Here is a 20,802-nt window from a genome sequence, read left to right on the forward strand (position 1 = left end):
TCACTCCTTATCTTCCGCATGATCTTTTCCATGCTTTTTTTTGATTTCTTTCGCCAATTTGATATACGCCTGTGCACCTTTGGAATACTTATCGTACGTTACTGCACTCTCTCCGAAAGAAGGTGCCTCCGCCAAACGCACATTGCGCGGAATCTCCGTCTCAAAGACTTTTCCTTCAAAGTAACGGTTCACCTCGGCACGAACATCTTGTGCTAAATTGGTTCGTGCGTCATACATCGTTAACAGTACCCCTTCCACTTCCAATTCGGGGTTCAGACTTTCGCGCACAAGAGACAGCGTTTTTACCAGTTGGCTGACCCCTTCCAGTGCATAGAATTCCGTCTGAATCGGAATGAGTACCGAATCCGAAGCAACTAATGCGTTCATGCTGAGCATGCCCAATGACGGCGGACAATCAATGAGAATGTAGTCAAATTGCGCAGCAACCGGTTTAAGCACGTTTTTCAACCGTTGATGCGCATCCGCCATAGTTGCGGATTCAATCTCAAAACCGGTAAGATCCGCCGTGGACGGTACCACTTTCAGTGTCTCCTTACGAACAGACTGCCACGCTTCGTTCAGCGCAGACTCCTGTAACATAACCGAATAGATGTCCGGATGATCCGTATTCTTCTCGATACCGAAACCGGATGTCGTATTTCCCTGCGGATCTAAGTCAATCACCAACACCTTTTTCTTGACCAGGCCGGTAAGTGCCAACGCCGCTGCAAGGTTGACCACGGTAGTTGTCTTGCCCACACCGCCCTTTTGATTATAAATGCTGATTATTCTTCCCATAATTCACCCTTCATCATCATGATTGCATAGTCAATCGCCAGGTTTTTCGCTCGATTTCGTATGTGGTTGCGCTCCCCGTGTAAGTGATGCTTAAAAATGCACCTCTTTCCGTGATAGCCTATGCCGATATAGCAAAGTCCGACCTCTTCTCCCTCCGGCCCCGCGTAGCCCGTTGTCGCGATACATAAATCGCTTCCGGTTCTCTCCGCCAGGCCTTTAAGCATACTCCGACAGACTTTTCGGCTCACTGCGGTATGTTTTTCCAGCGTTTTTTTGGGAATGCCCAGCAGCTTATGCTTTGCACGATCACTATAGACTACAAAAGCCTGTTCTAAGACAATAGAGGCGCCGGGAGATTCAATCACGGTTGAAGCGACCATTCCTCCCGTAATGCTCTCAGCCATCGACACGGATTCATTTCTTTCCCTCAGCAGGCGTACAAGAACATCGGATCGAGTTTCTTCGCCAACCGCAACGATGTATTTGCCAAGTTTTTCCTTCACCTTGTTATACGCCTGCGCAATCATCTCCTTGGCTTCTTTGTCGGTTGAGGCCTTCGCAGTAATGCGAATCAAAGCGCCATCTTCTTTCACATACGGCGCAATCGTCGGATTGGTACCCGAAGAGATTTCTTCTCTCAATCTCTCATTTATCTGGTATTCACCTAAAATGCCAAAGCGCACGACAAGCGATTCCGTCACACCCTTAGACCAACGGTAAAGCACCGGTCGCAGCTCCTTCTCCACCATCGGAATCATCTCTTTCGGTGGTCCCGGAAGAATAACGATATATCCCTTTTTCCCTTCTATATCAAAAGGAATGACGGCACCCGATGCCGTTCCAACTTGGTTTTCAAGAATGGTCGCGTTTTTTGGAAAGGTATAAACAATCTCGTTGTCCTTTCGCGCCTTTTCGTTGTCAAACCAGCCTTCAATCGTCTTCTTATTGTATTCGCTAACCTGTGTTCCTTGATGAAGAAAATTGATAACCACACGCTTGGTTATGTCATCGTCTGTAGAGCCAAGTCCGCCCGTTAGAATAACCACGTCTGCTCTTTCACAAGCTACGCACAGTGATTCGGTCAACCTTTTCTCATTATCACCTACGACTGACGTGTGGAACACGTCCAGCCCCACTTCTGCACACAGTTGCGACAGATACTGAACATTTGTATTCAAAATATCGCCAAGCAAAATTTCCGTACCCACAGAAATACATTCAACAATCATCTTGATCTCCAAAATGTTTCACGTGAAACAATTTACTTTACATCGGCGTTCATTCCAAGACAATTATAGCAAAGGAAAATAGATTGGCGTCCCATTTTCACGATATTCTGTTTCAAAATGTTTCACGTGAAACATCCTCCTGATTTTCCATGCATTCTGTTATACTTAAAAAAACAAAAGGCCGCAAAATGTTTCACGTGAAACATTTTGCGGCATAGAAAATGATTTTCAATTCAGCTTGTTTTCATAAGGGCCGTTGTTATAGCGGTCGTTTCTTCGCTTTTCCCTTCCCGCGTGGGTACCGTTCCGGTGTGGGACGTATTTTTCGAATGCGTAAGTTCACTCGCTGAAACCGTTGCTCCGTCCATATAAAATCATCCGCCTCAACCAGCTCGCCACCCAGCTCCGAAAGAGCATTCCTTGCGTCTTCAACTTCCTGCATTGCGCTCGGCCCCTTCATGGCAATGAGTTCTCCTCCGATGCGCAAGGCCGGGAGAGTGTATTCCAAAAGTACCGGAAGCGGTGCAACAGCACGAGCAAACACATAATCGTAGGCTTCGCGATGTGTGTTTTCCGGCTGTGCCCGTAAAAAGTCTTCAGCGCGCGCATGAACTAACGAAACATCGGTCAAGGCAAGATTTTTCACAACCTCTTGCAAAAATACAATTCGCTTATTCAGACTGTCCACCAATGTTAGAGGCATCAGCGGGTTCAATATCTTTACGGGGATCGAGGGGAATCCCGCGCCGGTTCCGATGTCTATCACGCGTCCGGTAATCCCATCCGGAAAGAAACGAAGGATGCTAAGCGAATCGAGAAAATGTTTATTGTCGATCTCTCCCGGATCGGTAATGGCGGTTAGATCCATTTTTTTGTTCCATGCGATCAACAGTGTGCGATAGTCAGCAAACTGTTTACACTGCAAGTCGCTTAGAACAATGCCGGCTTTCTTCGCTCGCGCTGCAAAATCCATATCCCGCTCATTCATGAGAGAGCTCCTTTTCCTTTCGGCGTTGTGTTTCGAGATAGATCAGCAGCACATTCATATCCGCAGGGGATACACCGCTAATGCGGGAGGCTTGTCCTACAGACTCGGGTTGCACGGCATTAAGTTTTTCCGCCGCCTCTTTTTTCAAACCCGAAACCATGGTGTAGTCCATTGCCGTAAGTTTTCGACCTTCCAACTTCTTGAACTGCGCAATTTGCGCATTCTGCTTGGCAATGTATCCTTCGTATTTAATCTGGGTTTCGACTTCCATGCGAATTTCTTTTGTTAATTCGGGGCGCTCCGGATCGAGCGAAGAAAGTCCGTCATACGTCAATTCGGGGCGGCGAAGCAGTTCGGCCAAGGTAACGCCCGTCTTGATCGGTGAAGACGACTGTGTCGCCAAAAAGGAGTTGTTTTTTTCCGTAGGTGTAATCATGAGCGCCTTTAATCGCTCTTCTTCCTTGGCAATGCGCTCCCATTTCTCTTTCATTCGTTGATAGCGCTTATGAGAAGCAAGGCCGATGGCGTGACCGATACCGGTCAAACGCAGATCGGCATTGTTTTGGCGAAGACTCAGGCGATATTCGCAGCGTGAGGTCATCATGCGATAGGGTTCGTTCGTCCCTTTTGTAACTAAGTCATCAATCAGAACGCCAATGTATGCCTGGCTACGGTCCAACACGAGGGGAGGTTCATTGGACAATAGACGGGCAGCATTGATGCCGGCAATCAGTCCCTGAGCAGCTGCTTCTTCGTATCCTGATGATCCGTTTACCTGTCCTGCAAAGAAAAGCCCCTCGCACGAACGCGCTTCCAGTGAGCTTTTCAGAGCTCGTGCATCAATACAGTCATATTCTATTCCGTAAGCGGAACGCATGATTTCTACGTTTTCCAGGCCTTTGATGGTCCGATAAAAAGCCATCTGCACTTCTTCAGGAAGGGTTGTACTTGCACCTTGCACATATACTTCTTCTGTCGTTCGTCCTTCCGGCTCTAAGAAGATCTGATGCTGAGGATGATCAGCAAACCGAACCATCTTATCTTCTAAAGATGGGCAATAACGCGGACCGACACCATGTTTTTCACCGGAATACATGGGAGAGCGGTGCAGATTTTCGTCAATAATGCGCTTCGTTTCATCGGTCGTATAGGTAAGATAGCAGGGCATCTGGTTTGCGGCATCATACGCCTTGTCCTGATTTAAGAAAGAGAAGGGCACAATTTCCGGATCGCCTTCCTGCAGAATAAGTTGGGAGTAATCTATGGAACGACGATTAATGCGTGCCGGCGTCCCAGTTTTGAATCGTTTTAGAGGGATTCCCGCCTTCTGTAAAGAGGTGCTGAAATAAAGAGATGGGCGAAGTCCATGCGGACCGGATGAATAGCTGACATCGCCCATGAGAATGGTGCCGTTGAGAAACGTACCCGTACAGATGATCACCGCACGAGCTTCATAGAAGGCGCCCTGCAGGGTTACTACACCACAGACTTTTCCTTTTTCGATGACCAGTTCAACAGCCTCGCCCTCGATCAACTGCAAGCTTGACTGTTTTTCTAAGCGCTGCTTCATGACTTCATGATAGCGTCGTTTGTCCGCTTGAACGCGTAGGGAATGGATGGCCGGTCCCTTGGATGTATTCAGCATTCGCGATTGTAAAAAGGTTTCGTCAATAACGGTCGCCATTTCGCCGCCAAGCGCATCCACTTCACGCACCAGGTGTCCTTTTCCCGTTCCTCCGACATTCGGATTGCAAGGCATATCGCCCACAGAGTCAAGACTGATCGTCAGCATAACTGTTTCCATGCCGAGCCGGGCACTTGCTAAAGCGGCTTCACATCCGGCATGGCCGGCACCGATAACCACCACATCCACGCTATTTCTTTTGTAGTGTTTCTCATCCATGGCTATCCCTTATTTCCCTACACAAAAATCACGAAAAATACGATCCAACACCTCTTCACCGGCGCGTTCACCGGTAATATCCGCTAAACAATTGTAGCTTTCGCGCAAATCCACTTCTGCCGCATCGAGCACAACACCACCTGCCAAAGCCTGTCGTGCTTCATCCAATGCCTCTCTTGCTTTAGTCAACTGATCAATATGGCGAATATTGGAAAGCATGACCGGTCGTTCCGGCACATGGCCCTGAAAAATACGATCTAATATAGCAGTCTTCAGCTTGTCCAACCCGGTTTTCTCCTTTGCGGAGAGAGCAATCCAGGGAATCTCCGGTTTTTCTTTTTGCCAACGATCTTTGGCGCTTTTCATGCTCGGGGAGAGGGAAAGATCCTGTTTGTTGAGAAGAATAATCACGGGTTTATCCGCCACTTCCTGAAGAAAAGATTCTTCCTCCTCCGAAAACGGTCTTGATCCGTCAAGCATCGCCAAAATCAAATCGGCTTGCGCCACATGACTTCGGCTGATCGTCACGCCGATGGATTCCACGGCATCCGCTGTGTCGCGAATACCCGCTGTGTCAATCAGGCGTAAACAGACACCGTCCAAAATATAGTTCTCTTCAATGGCATCGCGTGTTGTTCCGGGAATATCGGTCACGATGGCACGCTCCTGGCGCAATAAGGCGTTTAGGAGAGAAGATTTTCCCACATTGGGTCGACCGGCAATCACCGTCGCAATGCCTTCTCGAATCAGACGACCGCTGTCCGCCTCGTGAAGAAGGATAGCCATTCGTTTCGAAATCGTCTCCGCCTCGTCCAACATCGGTTGGAGGGGGAGATCTTCTTCTGCATCTTCCATAAAATTGATGGCGTATTCCACATGACTTAAAAGATGCAGCATGTTTTCTTTAATCGTGTTAATTTCGCCGGAAAGTTCACCGGATAGCTGGTTTAATGCCTGTGCCTGCGCCTGCTCCGTTTTGGCGTCGATAATATCCATGACCGCTTCAGCCTGTGCAAGATCAATGCGTCCATTTAAGAACGCCCTGCGCGTAAACTCTCCTGCTTCCGCCAATCGAGCCCCGCCGTGCAATACACACGAAAGAACGCGCTTCACCGAAACGGCTCCACCATGTGTATTAATTTCCGCCACATCTTCCGCCGTATACGTATGCGGTCCGGGCATACAAGAAACCAATACCTCATCAATTCGCTCATCACCGGCAACAATCCATCCATAGCGAAGACGGCGATGATGTGCAGGAGAAAACGGCTTGCCGTCTGCCGGTTGAAACAGCCGATTAACGATAGCAAAGGCATCCGGACCGCTCAGACGAACAATACCGATACCTGAGGGGCCGAGGGAAGTGGAAATAGCGGCAATGGTGTCCTCACGAAGACTTCCCGTCGCTGTTGTAGAGGTCTGTTTTGTCATGCGATAAAAAAGGCACTCCTTCGGAGTGCCCCCTTTCTATTCTTTATATAGAATGACCACTTTACGATGTGGCTCACGGCCTTCCGAAACCGTTTCGATGTGTTCCATATTCTGCAGTGCGGTATGCACAATGCGTCGTTCATAGGCATTCATCGGCTCCAGCTTCAAGGATCGCTTGCTGCGTTTTACTTTTTCCGCATTGCGTTCCGCCAGTCGGGTGATATTCTGTGCACGGCGCTTGCGATAATCGCCCACATCCAAATAAACGCGATAGTGACGCTTGCTGATTCGATTGAGCGTTACGCCCAGGAGATACTGAATTGCATTCAGCGTTTCCGCGCGTCTACCGATCACGATACCCATATCCGTTTCGGAAATCTCCGTCAGCTCGATACGCAGGTTCTCCTCCTCAATGAAAAAGTTAAGCTGCGCAGAAATATGCATTTCTTCCAGAATCGAGGAGAGCCAGTTTTCCGTAAAGCGGATGATTTCGACATTATCCATTTCGCGCGAAACAACCGTGTGCTCCTGCGCGACACGATTATCTACCGGTGTGGACACCACGGATGCGTTATCTTCAGTAGAACCCTTATCTTCAGTAGAGGAAGCCTGCATCAGTGGCGAAGATGTTTCCGACTCTTTTTCATTGTTCAGCGCGATTTCCTTCTTGCCTTGTTCACGTTCGACTTCTTCATGAATCCGATCGAGAAGACTGTGGGTCGGCTTTTCTGTTTCCTTGTTTTCACGGGGGAGGGGTTTGGGTGTTTCCTGTTTTCTTTCCTCGGTTTTCTCCACCGATGTTGGTGCTTCAACGTTCTTTTCGGTGCTCACCGCAGATGTCTTTACATCCGACTTCTTCTCCTTAACGGCTGAAACCGGATTTTCCGTTTTCTCTTCCATCTTAACAGAGGAAGAGGGGGCATCCTTTTTCTCGTCTGCCATTTTCGGAGAAGCCGTCTTTACGTCTTTTTTCTCTTCTTTGGGTTTATTGTCCTCAAGGAGATCACGAAACCCGGATTCTTTTCGTGAAACGCGGACAACAGCTTCTTTTGAACCGAAGACGCCGAGAAAACCCGACTTGGCTTCTTCCATAATTTCAATACTGACCTCATCTAATGAGGCATCAAGTGCCTCTAAAGCGGCCTGTACCGCTTCATCGACGGTTTTTCCCGTTTTCACAACGGATTGCATTACTTACCTCCCTCTATCGCGCTATGCGTTTTGGAACGTGTGATCAATGCGGCTATTCCACGGTAGAGCAGTTCCAGTATATTGCCGAATACCCAATAGAGCAGAAGACCGGCGGCCCAATTCACCGAAATAAAATAGAACATGATCGGCATGAGCATAAAGGTCATATTCATATTTTTATTCATCTGCTGCTGTTGCTTGCGCATCGGACCGAAGAGCTGAATGCCCAATTGGGAAATCGCATTAATCAGCGGCAAACCGAACCAGGTGAGCGGATCATTCTTCAGCAAGTCGGAAATCCAAAAGAAGTTTTTGGCAATGGCCGAAAAGTCGTCGAGAGTTGAGACCATATATTTGGCCGGCTCACGCAAGACGTTAAAAAGTGCCATAATGAGCATAAGCTGAATAAGAAGGGGCAAGCAACTGGAGCATCCCATCATGGAAACGCCTTCTTCTTTATAAAGCTCCTGCGTTTTCTGCTGCAAAATACGCTCATCGTAGCCGTATTTCTTTTTGAGTTCTTCGGTTTTTGGCCCCAACGCCTGCATCTTAGCCGACGCTTTGGTCGTCTGTGCCATAAGGGGAATAGTAATCAGCTTACTGATCACGGCCATCGCGAGAATCGTTAGGGCAAAATAAGACACCTGCGCCGGTTCCGCGATACTATTGGCGAACAAATGGTAGATTTGTCCCATCATCCAACCAAAAATATCACTCAGCGGAGAAAAGATATTTTGCAAGTCATACCTCTTTTTCTGTTTTGGAATTCATCGAGTCGACACCCGTCTCCCCAAAAATATTTATGGAAGTAGAGGATCTTCTCCTCCTTTTTGAAACGGATTACATCGGAGAATTCGCCAAAGGGTGAGCATGAGCGCTGTCGAAAAACGAAAGCGCGAAAATGCTTCCAGCGCATAATGTGAACACGTCGGATGAAAACGACATTTTCCGCTTCCCAGAAGGGGAGAAAGAAAACGCTGATAGCCGCGAATAAGAAGTTGAGCGAACCAATTCATGACGTACGACTTTCCTCGATAACAGGATCCGAGCAGTTTTTGTTGTTTTTTCCTTGCGAAGATGATGCTTTTCGTGCTGTGGTAGACGCGGATCGAGTAGCCTGTTTATCTATGCGCTTTTTCCACTGTCGCAGACAGTGTAGTAACGATTGTTCAAGCTCCGAAAACGTAAGCGATTTTGCCGTTTCTTTCGGTAAAATCACGTAGTCAAAGCTTTGGGGAAAAGTTTCCTGATGGGCACGCACAATCTCGCGAAGACGACGTTTGGTACGATTGCGTTCATTCGCTTTGCCGAATTTTTTGGAAAGAGAGAATCCATAGCGATTGTGTTCCAGGTGATTGCGGAAACCGATTATCTTGAAGTCGCGATTATAAGCAGGAATTCCTCGCCTATACACACGTTGAAATTCATCGTTTTTCCGTAAACGAAAAGAACGTTCCATGTTTCTCCTTCTTCTCTTCACCCGAAAAAAAATAGGCCCATTTCCGGACCTATGCGGACAGTCTCTTACGACCCTTTAAGCGTCTTGCTTTTAATACACGACGTCCGGTTTTCGTCGACATTCTGGCACGGAATCCATGATCTTTTTTTCTCTTATGCTTATTCGGTTGATAGGTTCTTTTCATCTCTTCCTCCTTTCCTATTCTCGGCGCATCACTCGCGCCTTTCCTGCGTCGCTCGCAGGAGAAGAGTATCGTTGTTATTATATTGAGCCCACAAAATCGTGTCAAGATGCGGAACACGGAAAAGCGCAAATTGCCCGCTTTTCAAGAAAAATGCGTCATTGTGGATAACCGTCTTTCAGACGAAAAAAAGCATTATATGGTATACTATTACTATGTGTTTATCTGTCCTTTTGCCTGTTAAAAACGTCTTTATCCACATTTGTTGATAAGTTGTGGGTAAACTCGAGCAAAAGATGAAGAAAAGGGAGAACTTTTCGTTTGCCCGTCGATTTTCCTTGTGGATAAGTTTTTCCCCCTCATCGACTGTGGATAAGTGGATAAGTTTTTCATAACCGAATAAAAAAGCAACGGTATAGAACGGTATAGAGAGATATATACCAAATGCCAAACGAAAACATAGATGATAAAACAGTGGAAAAGTTGGTGGATAGTGATTGGGGAAGCAATGAATGATTTAACAATGATTTGGAATGAAGTCCTCAGTATGTTGGATATCCAATTGAACCGCATTCAATTGAAAAATTGGCTTCAACCGCTTATTCCGGTTTTCCTTCTTGACGATATCTTTGTTTTGGATTGCACCAGCGCGTTCATTCATTCCATGGTCGAAAAAAAATACAGAACGGATATCGAACGTTGTCTTTCCTACATTTGCGAACAGGAAATTCATGTTGAGCTCATTGATCCGAGTATGTCGGACTATGAACAGCATCTGAACGGAGAAAAAAAAGGAGTATATACCGGTCGTCAACAAGTCCTTCCCTTGTCGGAAGAACCGACTCCCTTACATGAAAATTCGCAGGATATCACGCGAAAATTGCGTGTAAAAAATGATTTTTTGGATCAGCAACACCGTCGTAACGGCTATAACACCTTGAATCCAAAGTATACGATGGAAAGCTTCGTTCGCGGAACAAGCAATGATTTTGCTTATGCCACGGCGATTGCGGTGATTCGCGCTCCAGGAAAAGTGTACAATCCACTCTTTATCTATGGTTTATCCGGCTTAGGAAAAACCCATCTCATGCAGGCGATAGCTCATGAGATCTTACAGACAGATCCGCAAAAAAAGGTGCTTTACATTACCAGTGAAAATTTCATGAATGAGATGATTGCCGTCATTGAAAATGGTACCAATGTGGAGAAGGAAAATTTTCGTCATAAATATCGCTCCATTGATGTGCTTCTCATTGACGATATTCAGTTTATTGCAGGAAAAAAAGCGACAATGGAGGAAGTTTTCCATACCTTTAATGACTTAAAAGAAGCAGGAAAACAAATTGTTCTCTCCGCGGATAAGCCGCCGAAGGAATTAAAAAATCTGGAAGATCGCTTGGTTACACGCTTTGAAGGTGGCATGACGGTGGATATTCAGCAGCCGGATTTTGAAACACGCGTGGCCATTTTAAATCATAAAATGAAAGGAGAGGCCATTAAACTTCCACAATACATTCTCGAATTCATTGCCAACAACATCACGGCCAATATTCGAGAATTGGAAGGCGCTCTTTTGCGTGTATTGGCCTATTACCGTTTCAAGGAAGGATCGGAAGAACTTTCCCAGGAAGAAGCGATGGCTATTGCTCGAGAAGCGTTGAAAATTGAGGAATACACGGAAAGCAAACTTTCCTTAGACGAAATTATTCGTCGCGTGTGTGAATACTACAATCTTTCCCTCCATGATATGGCATCTAAATCCAGACAAGGAACCATCGTCCTTCCCCGTCAGGTCGCCATGTATCTATGTCGGGAATTAACCAATGAATCGCTGGTGGCAATCGGACGCAGTTTTTCGCGCGATCATACGACGATCATGCATGCCGTAGATAAAATACGCGCGCTTATGGAAAAAGATGCATCACTAAAAGAAGACGTCAATAACCTTATCACCCAATTGACGCATACCTGAGAAAGTGGACAAGTGTGGAAGGAAAACGGGAAAAATTAACTTATCCACAAAAAATGTCCCAAAGGATAGGGAAGAGGTCATCGGAGGAAGATTACCTTTTCCACAGAATACACAGGCCCTACTACTAATGCTACTAACGTATTACTACTATCAAGGGAGGAGCAGAGATGAAAATTCAAGTGTTGCCGAATGAATTGGTTAAGCTCATCGGACAATGTCAACGAGCAATTTCCACACGCACGACCATGCAAATTTTGGAATGTATTCGTTTTGAAGCCTATGGGGAGACCTTAACGCTTACTGCATCCGATTTGGAATTGACCATCCAAACTTCTATGCCTTGTAAGGTGTTGGAAGAAGGGGTTATGGTTGTTGCTTCCGGAATGATCGGCAATATTTTTCGTAAGCTTCCCGGTGCGATGGCTACCGTCGAAGAAAATCAGGGTGTGCTGAAAATTCGCTGTGCGGAGAGTCATTTTGACTTGCAGGTACCGAATGCAGCCGATTTTCCGGAAGTTCCGGAAGTGAATAGCGAGCGCACGACCGTGATCGCCAATGATGTACTGTCTCAGGCCATTACCGAAACGGAGTTTGCAACCTCTCTTGACGAATCGAAAATCGCCTTAACCGGCATTTTCTATGAACGGCGACCGGAAAATGTACGTTTAGTAACGCTTGACGGTTATCGTTTGGCTGTGCGAGATATTTCTCTTGACGCGCATCAGGAAGTGTTTGAAGAATCGATGATCGTGCCGAAGCGTTGTATGATTGAGCTTTCTCGTTTACTTTCACCGGAAGAAAAAACCGTTATTCGTTCGGTTCCAGGTCATATTTACTTCGAAAGCGGATCGCTCAAACTCTATTCCCGGCTGATCGATAAGAATTTCATCAACTATGAAGAAATTATTTCCGAGGAAAAGAAGACGACCGTCATCGTTGATCGTCAGGCATTTCGTGATGCGATTGAACGTGCGTCGCTTCTTACACAAGGAGAGCGCGCGCACCTGATTAAGTTGGATTTTCAGGAAGAGGGATTGCACATCGAATCTAATTCGGAATTGGGTCATGTGGATGAATTTGTGGACGTCGAGTGTCAGGGGGAGAGTTGTTGTATCGCCTTTAACGCTAAGTATCTGTTAGATGGCGTTCGCGCTCTACAAAGTGAGCGCATTACACTTACGATGAACGGTACACTCAATCCCATGATTATTCGTCCGACGGAGGAAGAAGAGTCGTATCTCTATCTCGTTTTGCCGGTGCGTATTGCCGGACAATAAACGAAAGTGCTGTTGGTGAAGGAAAGTAAAGGAGCAAGGAGTGAGCCTTCTTGAATTGGTATTGATCAATTTCCGCAATTATGGTTATGAAAAAATACCATTTTATGAGGGATGTCACGTCTTCTACGGGCCGAATGCACAGGGAAAAACAAATTTATTGGAAAGTGTGTACATTACGGCCAAAGGATCTTCGTTCAAGACGACGACGGATAAAAAGTTGATTCGTTTCGGCGAGCGTTCGGCGTACATTCGCGCGCGTATCCGAGAAAAGGAACGGGAAAAAAACGTGGAAATCAAGTTTTCCATGGTGGAGAGAAAGCGCTGTCGCATCAACGAAGTGGAACTGGATTCGGCAGCGGAACTGACGGAACAATTCGATGTGGTGCTTTTTGCTCCGGAGCATATGGAATTGGTCAAGGGATCGCCTGCCGAGCGCAGAGCGTACTTGAATTCCCTCCTGTTATCAACGGATCCGACCTATCGTCCTCTTCTTCGACGGTATGAAAAAACGCTTTTTCAACGTAATCAACTGTTAAAAGCGCAAGGAGCCTGGTTTACGGAACAGTTAGCCGGTTATGATCAGGAATTGGCTTCCTCGGCAGTTCCGTTGGTGAAAAAGCGAAGAGAGATGGTCGAAAAATGGGAAAAAGAAACCAGTTCTCTCCATCAGGTATTGAGCCATGAAAGAGAAACCTGTCGTTTAGCGTATGTCACTAATTGCCCGGAAGATGAAGAGATGTTTCGGCAAGTTCTTAAGGAGAATCGAAATCGTGATATGGAAATGAAAAGTACCCAAATCGGTCCACATCGCGATGAAGTGGAAATGACGATTAATACGCTTCCCGCAAGGCTTTTCGCCTCGCAGGGGCAGGCAAGAACGTTGACACTTTCCTGCAAGTTGGCGGAATTGAAAATACGGGAAAAAATACACGGTTTGCGTCCGCTATTGCTATTGGATGATGTGTTTTCCGAATTGGATGAGCCACGAGCGAATGCATTATTACAACTGATTCGTCCTTATCAAAGCTTGGTGACGACGAATACAGTGGATTTCCTTCGCCGTGAAGAACAAGACGCCCATTTTTATCGTGTACAGAATGGACAGATTACACCTCAATCGTAGAACGAATGTAAAAAGCATTAACGATTGATGAAAAAAGAATGATGACAGGAAAACGCCGGAACTTCTGCTTTTTGCGTTCCTGCCGGGGAGAAGAAAGGATTTTTATGGCACCAAGACAAAATGTGGAATACGGAGAAAAAAATATTCGCGTTCTTGAGGGACTGGAAGCCGTACGTGTCCGTCCGGGCATGTATATCGGTTCCACCGACGAACGCGGATTGCATCACTTAGTGTATGAAGTGGTCGACAACTCGGTGGATGAAGCCTTGGCGGGACGATGCGATACCATTCGTATTACTCTTCAAAAAGATGGCGGCTGCCGTGTTTGGGATAACGGCTCCGGTATTCCGGTGGAAAAACATCATCAGACCGGAAAATCCACCCTGGAAACGGTATTAACCATTTTGCATGCCGGTGGAAAATTTGACAGTGAAGCGTATCGTTTTTCCGGAGGTTTGCATGGCGTAGGCGTTTCGGTGGTCAATGCCTTATCGAAAACGCTCATCGCGGAAGTGCGTCGAGACGGCAAGATTTATCACATGGAATTTTCACAGGGAAAAACGGTAAAGCCGTTAAAAGTGGTTGGAGAAGCTAAAGATACCGGCACGGAGATTACGTTTTATCCCGATCCAGAGATTTTTGAAACCTTGGATTTTAAGGCGGAGACGTTGGAACGGCGTTTCCGTGAAATGGCCTTTTTAACCGCCGGTGTACGTTTCATTCTGGTCAATGAGCGGGAAGAAGAGGAAGAGCAACGCGAGCAGGTGTTCCACTATGAAGGCGGTATCAGTGAATTTGTTCGCTATTTGAATCGCAATAAAGATCCTCTTTTTGAGGAAATACCGCATTTTCAAGGCACCAGTGAAGGCGTTGAAGTGGATATTTCGCTGCAGTACACCACAGGCTATGCGGAGAATATCATCTCTTTTGCCAACAACATCATTACCGGTGAGGGCGGAACCCATTTAACGGGCTTTCGTTCCGCGTTAACCAAAACGCTTAACGACTATGGACGGCGTTTTAATCTCATCAAGGAAAAAGAAGATAATCTTTCCGGTGAAGATGTGCGCGAAGGCTTGACGGCTATTGTCAGTGTGAAAGTTTCCAATCCTCAATTTGAAGGCCAAACCAAATCCAAGCTCGGAAGCAGTGAAGTGCGCGGTATTGTAGACGCCTACCTGTCCCGAGAACTTTCCACCTATTTGGAGGAAAACCCGAAAATCGGAAAGATCATTATTGAAAAAGCCATGAGTGCACAGCGTGCCCGTGAAGCGGCTCGCAAGGCACGGGATCTTTCCCGCAGCTCGCGTTCCATTTTGGACAACACCACCCTTCCGGGAAAATTGGCTGATTGCCAGGAAAAAGATCTTGCCGTCAATGAAATTTTCCTCGTAGAGGGCGATTCCGCCGGCGGATCGGCAAAGACAGGGCGTGACAACCGTACACAGGCTATTCTTCCTCTGCGCGGAAAAATTTTGAATGTCGAGAAAGCCAGTGCACATCACATTTTTGCCTATGAAGAAATTAAATCTATGGTGACGGCCTTCGGCACGGGCATCGGCGAAAACTTCGATATTTCGAAACTGCGTTACGGAAAAATCATCATCATGACGGATGCCGATGTGGACGGCGCACATATTCGCACACTGCTTTTAACGTTCTTTTATCGTCAGATGCGTCCGCTCATTGATGAGGGACATATCTACATTGCGCAACCGCCTCTATTTCGTATAGTACAGGGCAAAAAAGAACGCTATGTCTACGATGAAAAAGAACTGGCCCGCATACTCCAAGACCTTCCCGAAGGATCGTATAAGCTCAATCGCTATAAAGGTTTGGGTGAAATGAATGACGATCAGCTTTGGCACACGACGATGGATCCGGAACATCGCATTCTGTTGCAAGTGAAGATAGATGAAGAATCCTCATCGGTGGATGACACGTTTACGCTTCTCATGGGCGATAAGGTGGAACCGCGGCGAGAATTTATCGTGAAGAATGCAACGAAAGCGGAAAATATTGATACGGTCGGCTAAGCAAACTTTTTCGTCGGCCAAAGAATAGAGAGAAGGAGTGAGTATGGCAGAAGAATTCACCAAACAAACCGTACTGGATGCGGATCTGGAAGAGGAGATGAAAAGCTCTTATCTGGACTATTCCATGTCGGTTATTGTCGGCCGTGCGTTGCCGGATGTGCGTGACGGTCTTAAACCGGTTCATCGGCGCATTCTGTATGGTATGGCGCAGTTGGGGTTGACGCCCGATAAACCCTATCGAAAATCCGCCCGTTTGGTCGGTGATGTCATGGGTCGTTTTCATCCCCACGGTGATTCGGCAATTTATGATGCGGTGGTGCGTTTAGCACAACCGTTTAACACCCGGTATATGTTGGCTGACGGTCAAGGAAACTTCGGTTCCATTGACGGCGACGGTGCTGCAGCAATGCGTTATACCGAGGTACGCATGACCAAATTGGCGCAGGAAATGCTTCAGGACATCAACAAGGATACGGTGGATTTTCAGCCAAACTTTGATGAAGAGGAGAAAGAACCGACGGTGTTGCCGGCGCGTTTTCCAAACCTCATCGTCAACGGTTCCGCGGGAATTGCCGTCGGCATGGCCACCAACATGGCGCCGCATAATCTTGGTGAAGCGATCGATGCCTGTATCGCGTACATGAATAATCCGGATTTAACGACGGAAGACATTTTGGCGATTATGCCCGGCCCGGATTTTCCTACCGGTGCGCACATCATGGGCAAAACCGGCATTCAGGAAGCCTATGAAACCGGACGCGGACGCCTGAAGATGCGCGCGGTGGCCCGTGTGGACGAAGTTCGCGGGCACAATCGAATTACGATCACGGAAATTCCATATCAGGTAAATAAAGCCAAGCTCATTCTTAAGATCGCTGATCTCGTAAGAGAAAAGCGAATTGAAGGCATTTCCGGAATTCGTGATGACTCCAACCGTACAGGTATGCGCATTGTCATTGATCTGAAACGCGACGCTATTCCCAAAGTGGTGCTTAACAATCTATTCAAATACACCCAAATGGAAACGACTTTCGGCATCATCAACTTGGCGTTGGTTAACGGCCGTCCAAGAGTGTTGCCCATGAAGGATCTGATTCGCTACTACATTGAGCATCAGATTGATGTAGTTACGCGTCGTACACGCTATGATCTGGCAAAAGCGGAAGCACGGGCACATATTATCGAAGGTCTGCGTATCGCGTTAGACAATATCGATGCAATCATTAAAATCATCCGTTCCAGCTATGACGATGCCGAAATTAAGGCAATTTTCCTGAAACGCTTCGGCTTGGACGATCTGCAGTCCCAGGCCATTCTGGATATGCGTCTGAAACGACTTTCCGGCTTGGAACGCGAAAAACTGGATGCGGAATACAATGAACTGCTACAAAAAATCGCTTACTATCGTGAAATTCTAAACAGTCGTCGCGTTCTTCTCGGCGTTATTGAGCAGGAATTGCTGGAAATCAAAGAAAAATACGCGGATGCACGGCGCACGAAAATTATGCCGGCAGCGGAAGAGATTGATATCGAAGACTTGATCGAGAAGGAAGCGGTGGTGATATCGCTTACGGAACGCGGCTACATCAAGCGTACGCCGGCGGATCAGTATAAAGTGCAGCAGCGCGGAGGAAAAGGCATTCGTGGCATGACGACCAAAGATGACGACTATGTGCGCCATCTCTATGTCGTCTCAACACATGATGAGATTCAGTTCTTCACCAATCAGGGAAGACTCTACACCTTAACGGCATATAACATTCCGGAAGGCGGACGCACATCGCGCGGACAGGCCATTGTCAATCTGTTGCAGCTGGAACCGAACGAAGTGATTGAAGCGGTGTTCCCGAAGAGTGCTGCGCTTTCCGAAGATAAGTATTTTGTCATGATGACGAAAAAGGGAACGCTCAAGAAGACGGCGACATCGAACTTTATGAACGTGCGCGCAAGCGGCATTCGTGCCATAACCCTTGCGGAGGACGATGAACTCGTTGCCGTGCGCATTGCCAAAGGCGACGGGGAAATTCTTATCGTGACGAAAGAAGGAATGTCCGTACGCACGTCGCTTTCTGCTGTGCGCGGTGTGGGTCGTTCTGCCATGGGTGTCAAGGGCATCACGCTCGGCAAGAAGGATGAAGTCATTGATATGGACGTGGTTAAAGACCTTCCGTATGTGCTCATCATCAGTGAAAATGGCTACGGCAAGAAGACCCTGATTGAGCACTACACCCTACAGAATCGTGGCGGAAAGGGATTGAAAACCTATAAAGTGACCAAGAAAACCGGAAGTATTATTGCGGGGATGTTGGTCGATAAAGCGGACGAAGTGTTGCTGATGTCGCAAAATAACGACCTCATTCGTTTGGAAGTAGCGAAAATCAGTACGCTTGGACGTTCGACCCAGGGCGTGAAGCTGAAAGACGTTAAAACGGAAGAAGAGCGGATCGTGGCGGTTGCCAAGTATATGGACGACTGGGATCCGACCGAATCCTAAGCGGAAAGGTAAGGGGAACGATGGCATTTCACATTCAATTGGAGCACAATGAAGCGCTGGAAATCGCCTTAAAGGGTGATCTGGACATCATCAGCGCGGCCGAAATGAAAACAAAAGTATTGGAGGCGTATCAGGAGAATCCCTCGCCCATTATCTTTGATCTTTCCGGCTTAGACTATCTGGATTCCACCGGTCTCGGCGCCTTGATTTCGATTCTGAAAAACACGAAACCGGCAGGCCATTCCATTACGATCCGAAAGGCGAAGGCGAACGTGAAAAAACTCTTCACGATTACCGAGCTGGATCAGGATTTTTTGTTGGAGGACTAAGATGAAGCCGGTAGAATTATGCATCCCTTCCCAGGCGGAATACGTGACCACACTGCGTTTGGTTACCGCTTCTATTGCACAAAAAATGCAGTTTGATATGGAAGCGATTGATGATTTGCGTGTCTGCGTTTCCGAGGCAGTAAACTATCTTCTGCCTTCTAATGAAAAGATTCGAGTTCGTTTTCTGGAAGAGGAAGATCGTCTGGTCATTGAAATCTTTGCAACCGGAGAAGAAACGCGCGATGAAGGCTATATGTTGCATCGCCAGATTATGGAGACGCTTTTGGACGGCGTGGAAACGGACAACGACACCCTGCGGTTGATCAAATTACGCTGAGAGGATGAGTGATGGCGAACGAGCGAGAAAATGGAAAAGACCCGCGTAAAGCGAGACTCGACGAGGAACGGGAAGAATTCCGTCGTTTAGCCGAAACGGGCGATCCGAAACTGCGAGAAAAAATCATCACCGATCATCTATATATTGCGGAAATATTGGCGAAAAAATACGTCAATCGCGGGATTGAATATGATGATCTTTTGCAAGTGGCGTCGTTAGGGCTTATTTTTGCGGTGGACCGCTATGATGTATCCAAAGGCTTCGCTTTTTCCAGTTTTGCCACGCCCACCATTGTCGGCGAGCTGAAACGCCATTTTCGGGACAAGGGCTGGGTGATTCGCGTTCCACGTCGCATTCAGGAATTGTCAAAGAAGGTGAATATTGCCCGCTTGTCACTGGCGCAAGAATTGCAACGTCAGCCGACGGTGGACGAGGTGGCGGAACGTCTCGGCGTCAGTACGGAGCAGGTACTGGAAGCGATGGAAGCTTCTAAAGTCTATGCGCCGCAATCTTTGGACAAAACGTTGGATACGGGCGTTGACGATCAGGAAATGAGCCTTGGCGATTTGATCGGTGAAGAGGATGAACGCTTCAATGAAATTGACTTTAACGACGTTGTGGATCGTCTGACGGCAACGCTTAATGACCTGGAAAAACGCATTTTTCTCTACCGCTATTTTGAGAAACGCACGCAAATTTCGATTGCGGAGGAGTTGAATATCAGCCAGATGACCGTTTCGCGCATTGAAAAGAAAATCATCAAAAAATTTCGTCAGGAATTGAAGGTTCCGATGCAAAGCGGAAAGAAAAAAGGGTGATGTTGTGGAATATCAGGATCTGTACCGGAAAAGCGACGGCAGCTATGTTGGAAAACACATTCGCGGGCGGGCCATTCCCGAAGGGACGTATTTGCATCTGGTGTGTGTCTTTACCATCAACAGCAAGCGGGAAATTTTGCTTACCCGTCGGGCAGAAACCAAAAGTCATCCGCTCGAATGGGAAAACACCGGCGGCGCTGTGCAGGCGGGCGAAACACTTCGTCAGGCGGCGGTTCGCGAACTTGTTGAGGAGACAGGGATTGAGGCGGCCGAAGACGAATTGGTCTATTTAGGCAATCTTATCGCCAGACGTGAGCAGAATGCCCGGATGCATGCGTTTTTCCTGTCACGCGACGTGGACATTGAAAACATTCGCCTGCAAGAGGGCGAGACCGTGGATGCGAAATGGGTTCCGCTGTCGTGGTCGCTATGCTCTGACCGGTCGCTGTCGGAACCGGTACGCTTGCGTCTGATTTATTTCTGGCAGGAATTGGAGAGTTTTCTTGACCCGGTAAAGACCCGGGATCCGCATTTACAGTGGGCCAATCGTTATGAGCCGTGGCTCTCCTGGGCAAAACAACTGCAATTTTATGCGCAACAGGGGCAAGCCTATACAAAAGATCCGTTCGACAAAGAGCGCTTTGATGCGATTTCTTTACTGGCCAATGAAATGCTGGCTAAAAAAACAGGTATTTCCACGCGCAAGGTCTTAGGACTTTTTGCGCCGACATCGTCGGTATATCGCACGCCGAATGTGGAGGTGCGTGTGGCGGTATTTCGTGGAGAGCAAATTCTTCTGGTGCAGGAAAAACGCCCCAAAGATGCGTGGTCGCTTCCGGGAGGATGGTGTGATGCCGGTTTGACGCTGGCGGAAAATGCGGAAAAAGAAGTATGGGAAGAGGCGGGCCTTCGGGTGCGTACGAAATCCGTTGTCGCCATAGAAGATCCCACAAAAGAGGACTACATTTACGTCACGCCTTTTGATATCTATAAAATTTACGTCATCGCGGAGGAAATCCATACAGACGAAGAAGGGTTTCAGCCGAACGCGGAAACCACGGATGCTCGATTCTTCGGTTTGGAGGAATTGCCGCGCCTTAGCGAAGCTCGCGTGAATGAACGCGCAATACGCCAATGCTTTGCGGCAAAAGACGATCCGCATTGGAAAGTCTATTTTGATTAAACAAGCTGACGAGATGAAAGCGCAAAACCGTCTTTTTATGCAAAGGTGCTGCG

General features: G+C 47.4%; 19 protein-coding genes. 9 read left to right on the plus strand and 10 right to left on the minus strand.

All coding sequences use genetic code 11. The features are described from left to right. From BN3910_RS05970 to rpmH, 10 genes are all read right to left on the minus strand, one after another. Entirely contained in the window at nt 1-798 is a 798-nt protein-coding gene (locus BN3910_RS05970; protein ID WP_066925330.1) for a ParA family protein, read from the minus strand. Further along, a complete protein-coding gene (locus BN3910_RS05975; protein WP_066925332.1) occupies nt 786-2,027 on the minus strand; it encodes a competence/damage-inducible protein A in 1,242 nt (413 codons plus the stop codon). Before BN3910_RS05975 ends, BN3910_RS05970 begins: the two co-directional genes overlap by 13 nt. A 259-nt stretch (nt 2,028-2,286) precedes the next feature. After that, nucleotides 2,287-3,015 carry a 16S rRNA (guanine(527)-N(7))-methyltransferase RsmG gene (gene rsmG / locus BN3910_RS05980; protein WP_066925335.1) on the minus strand — a complete coding sequence of 243 codons (729 nt, stop codon included), beginning with the start codon at nt 3,013-3,015 and terminating at the stop codon, nt 2,287-2,289. Then, a complete protein-coding gene (gene mnmG / locus BN3910_RS05985; RefSeq protein ID WP_066925338.1) occupies nt 3,008-4,918 on the minus strand; it encodes a tRNA uridine-5-carboxymethylaminomethyl(34) synthesis enzyme MnmG in 1,911 nt (636 codons plus the stop codon). Before mnmG ends, rsmG begins: the two co-directional genes overlap by 8 nt. 9 nt (nt 4,919-4,927) lie before the next feature. Further along, entirely contained in the window at nt 4,928-6,349 is a 1,422-nt protein-coding gene (gene mnmE / locus BN3910_RS05990; protein ID WP_066925341.1) for a tRNA uridine-5-carboxymethylaminomethyl(34) synthesis GTPase MnmE, read from the minus strand. A gap of 36 nt (nt 6,350-6,385) precedes the next feature. After that, complete coding sequence (gene jag / locus BN3910_RS05995) at nt 6,386-7,540, minus strand: RNA-binding cell elongation regulator Jag/EloR (RefSeq protein ID WP_066925344.1); 1,155 nt, start codon at nt 7,538-7,540, stop codon at nt 6,386-6,388. Continuing rightward, nucleotides 7,540-8,280, minus strand: a complete 741-nt coding sequence (locus BN3910_RS06000; protein WP_066925347.1) for a YidC/Oxa1 family membrane protein insertase — start codon at nt 8,278-8,280, stop codon at nt 7,540-7,542. Before BN3910_RS06000 ends, jag begins: the two co-directional genes overlap by 1 nt. A 60-nt stretch (nt 8,281-8,340) precedes the next feature. Then, complete coding sequence (gene yidD, locus BN3910_RS06005) at nt 8,341-8,556, minus strand: membrane protein insertion efficiency factor YidD (RefSeq protein ID WP_066925350.1); 216 nt, start codon at nt 8,554-8,556, stop codon at nt 8,341-8,343. Then, nucleotides 8,553-8,999: a ribonuclease P protein component gene (gene rnpA / locus BN3910_RS06010; RefSeq protein ID WP_066925353.1), complete on the minus strand. Its 447-nt coding sequence runs from the start codon at nt 8,997-8,999 to the stop codon at nt 8,553-8,555. The genes yidD and rnpA overlap by 4 nt, the downstream gene beginning before the upstream one ends. 49 nt (nt 9,000-9,048) lie before the next feature. Continuing rightward, nucleotides 9,049-9,183 carry a 50S ribosomal protein L34 gene (gene rpmH, locus BN3910_RS06015; RefSeq protein WP_066925356.1) on the minus strand — a complete coding sequence of 45 codons (135 nt, stop codon included), beginning with the start codon at nt 9,181-9,183 and terminating at the stop codon, nt 9,049-9,051. A 505-nt stretch (nt 9,184-9,688) separates the two neighbouring features. On the opposite strand from rpmH, the gene dnaA reads away from it, so the two are divergent. The 9 genes from dnaA (at nt 9,689) to BN3910_RS07690 (ending at nt 20,749) form a co-directional block, all read left to right on the plus strand. Next, entirely contained in the window at nt 9,689-11,152 is a 1,464-nt protein-coding gene (gene dnaA, locus BN3910_RS06020) for a chromosomal replication initiator protein DnaA (protein ID WP_066925359.1), read from the plus strand. A gap of 167 nt (nt 11,153-11,319) precedes the next feature. Beyond that, the gene (gene dnaN, locus BN3910_RS06025; RefSeq protein WP_066925362.1) at nt 11,320-12,429 is read left to right on the plus strand and encodes a DNA polymerase III subunit beta; all 1,110 of its coding nucleotides are present in this window, start codon (nt 11,320-11,322) and stop codon (nt 12,427-12,429) included. Nucleotides 12,430-12,469: 40 nt separating this feature from the next. Then, nucleotides 12,470-13,552: a DNA replication/repair protein RecF gene (gene recF, locus BN3910_RS06030; RefSeq protein ID WP_066925365.1), complete on the plus strand. Its 1,083-nt coding sequence runs from the start codon at nt 12,470-12,472 to the stop codon at nt 13,550-13,552. Between the two features lie 104 nt (nt 13,553-13,656). After that, nucleotides 13,657-15,588, plus strand: a complete 1,932-nt coding sequence (gene gyrB, locus BN3910_RS06035) for a DNA topoisomerase (ATP-hydrolyzing) subunit B (protein WP_066925368.1) — start codon at nt 13,657-13,659, stop codon at nt 15,586-15,588. A 43-nt stretch (nt 15,589-15,631) separates the two neighbouring features. Beyond that, nucleotides 15,632-18,082 carry a DNA gyrase subunit A gene (gene gyrA / locus BN3910_RS06040; protein ID WP_066925371.1) on the plus strand — a complete coding sequence of 817 codons (2,451 nt, stop codon included), beginning with the start codon at nt 15,632-15,634 and terminating at the stop codon, nt 18,080-18,082. A gap of 20 nt (nt 18,083-18,102) precedes the next feature. Next, nucleotides 18,103-18,411, plus strand: coding sequence for an STAS domain-containing protein (locus BN3910_RS06045; RefSeq protein ID WP_066925374.1), 309 nt, complete (start codon nt 18,103-18,105; stop codon nt 18,409-18,411). A 1-nt stretch (nt 18,412) separates the two neighbouring features. Further along, nucleotides 18,413-18,748, plus strand: a complete 336-nt coding sequence (locus tag BN3910_RS06050; protein ID WP_066925377.1) for an ATP-binding protein — start codon at nt 18,413-18,415, stop codon at nt 18,746-18,748. 11 nt (nt 18,749-18,759) lie between these two features. After that, nucleotides 18,760-19,566 (plus strand): SigB/SigF/SigG family RNA polymerase sigma factor, encoded by an 807-nt coding sequence (locus tag BN3910_RS06055; protein WP_066925380.1) that lies wholly within the window; start codon nt 18,760-18,762, stop codon nt 19,564-19,566. Nucleotides 19,567-19,570: 4 nt separating this feature from the next. Further along, nucleotides 19,571-20,749, plus strand: a complete 1,179-nt coding sequence (locus BN3910_RS07690; RefSeq protein WP_066925383.1) for an NUDIX hydrolase N-terminal domain-containing protein — start codon at nt 19,571-19,573, stop codon at nt 20,747-20,749. The last annotated feature ends 53 nt before the right edge of the window (nt 20,750-20,802 follow it).

This window comes from Murdochiella massiliensis, from assembly GCF_900059565.1.
Taxonomy (GTDB): Bacteria; Bacillota; Clostridia; order Tissierellales; family Peptoniphilaceae; genus Murdochiella; species Murdochiella massiliensis.